The sequence below is a fragment of the Nocardia sp. NPDC060220 genome (assembly GCF_042727815.1).
Classification (GTDB): domain Bacteria; phylum Actinomycetota; class Actinomycetes; order Mycobacteriales; family Mycobacteriaceae; genus Nocardia.
In genome coordinates this window covers 1-2,073 of the sequence record NZ_JBHWZY010001063.1, presented here as the reverse complement: position 1 = coordinate 2,073, position 2,073 = coordinate 1, and the positions used below count along the sequence as shown (strand labels likewise).

Here is a 2,073-nt window from a genome sequence, read left to right as displayed (position 1 = left end):
TGTGCTTCGGTGACTCCAACACCTTCGGCCAACCGGCTGAAGGACGCGGTCGCTGGCCAGCCGACGTGCGCTGGACGGGCCGGCTGCAGCAACGTCTTGGTAGCGGATACGCCGTTATCGAGGAAGGTCTCGGCGGCCGGACCACTGACTTGAACGATCCCGATCGTGACGATCGCAACGGTCGTGCATACTTTCAACCCTGTCTGCGCAGCCACTCGCCCTTGGACATGGTTGTGGTCATGTTGGGAAACAATGATCTCAAGACCAAGTTCGGTCGGGAACCAGATGCGGTTGCCACCGCGCTCGAGGGCTATATCGACAACGTCGAGCGCACGGCGTGGACCCGCACCGGCGCGGTTCCTGCGGTATTGCTGGTCAGTCCGATTCATATCGATGCCAATCAGCCGGGGTTTTCTGAGCAGAGCTCCGAGTACGACGATGACTCCGTGCGCAAATCACGCGAACTCGGCGGTGCGATACGTCGCGTCGCTACCAGGCGCGGAGTTTTGTTCGCCGACGCGGCTACGGTCGGGTGTCCGGGAATCGACGGCGTACACCTTAGCCGTGACTCACATGAACAGGTTTCACGGCTGATCGCTGAAAAGATCGAGGTATGAGAACAGTCGGTAAGGACAGGCCGTATCTGAATTCGCGGTGGTCTTCGAGATTCGGTAATGTCCGCGCCTCTTGTGACGTGTTCGGCGTGCGGCACCGGCCGGTGATGCATGATCGGTTGCCCAGCAACGGGTCTGATACTCAATGTGGACTGTGCGGAACGGCGCAAGGAACCGCATAGCGGTGGGGTACCGTGGGCGTACCGGGTTCATCTACCAGCTTGGATGCTGAAGTTGTTGGGGGCGGCGATGATACGAGGGCGGGGATGGACCGGCTTCGAAGCGGCTGTGTTGCAAGAGGCGATGCGTAAATCGAACCGAGAATTCGCCGCGCTGTTGGGTGTCGAGACGACCACGATCAACAATTGGCGTGCGGGTTTGAGCGCGGTCAGACCCCGGTCTAAAACGCAACAGATCCTCGACATCACCCTGCGGCTGCACACCAGCGAAGAGGACCGTGCCCGGTTCGATGAGATGGTCGCGGCTGGCCAAGGCGCGTGGGAGGAATTCCGACGATCACCGCGGAGTAGCTCTCCCTCAACCCCAGGTACTCGGCCCGCCCGCGGCGAGGTTGACGCCACCTTCGAACGATCGTCCCTGATCATCGAACGGATGCGGCTGTTGCGCGCCAAAGGTGTCGACGACGGAGTGCTCGACGTAATCGAAGCGGCTTTCGGAGACATCCTCACCCGATACGAAGCAGAAGGACCGACACTTCTCGCACCAGAGGTTCTCGCCCTTCGTCGGCAAGTCGACGTTTTGCTCGACCAGTGCAGGCAACCGTTGCATCTGGCTCGGTTGTATCGCTTCGCGTGCCAGATGTCGGGCGCGCTGGCGTATATGGCTGTCAACCTAGGACGTTTTCAACACGCGAGGATGTACGGAGAGGAAGCTCTCGGCCTCGCAGAGTTCACGCGAGACCTGGAGCTGATCGCGTGGGTCAAAGGGACACAGAGCTTCTGCTCCTACTATCAGGGCGACTATGCGCGCGCCGTCGACGCTGCGCAAGAAGGATTGCGGGTTGCCGGTTCGAGCGGACAAGCGATCCGGCTGTACGCCAACGGTCTCGCACGTGCCTTGGGCAAGCTCGGCGATTCTGTCGGCGTGCACAAAGCGATCGAGGCGGCGATGAACCTCAGCGACAACACGGGCACGTCGCATGGGTTGACGCCGGCACTGTCGTTCGAGTCTTACAGCGTCCCACGGCTGATGGCCAACGCAGCGACAGCGCACTTGTCTGCGGGAGACCACAGCAAGACCCTCGAATACGGTCAGTCGGTGGCCGAGTTGGTGGACACGTCGGACTCAGTATGGAGTCAAGCCCTCGTTCGGCTCGACGTCGCAACAGCTCTGGTCAAGCAGAAGGGCCCCGACACCGAACACGCGATGTCACTGGCACGGCAAGCGCTGGCAACCTCTCACGGCCAACCGATCCGCTCGGTCTGGCAGCGTGCTCACG

General features: G+C 61.3%; 1 protein-coding gene and 1 pseudogene. Both read left to right on the top strand.

The genetic code is table 11. The features are described 5' to 3' along the window. Window positions 1-617, top strand: a 617-nt coding sequence (locus ACFWF3_RS33610; RefSeq protein WP_379318003.1) for a GDSL-type esterase/lipase family protein, incomplete at its 5' end; no start/stop codon positions are given. 222 nt (window positions 618-839) lie between these two features. After that, window positions 840-2,073 (top strand): annotated as a pseudogene (locus ACFWF3_RS33605) (hypothetical protein); the annotation flags it as partial.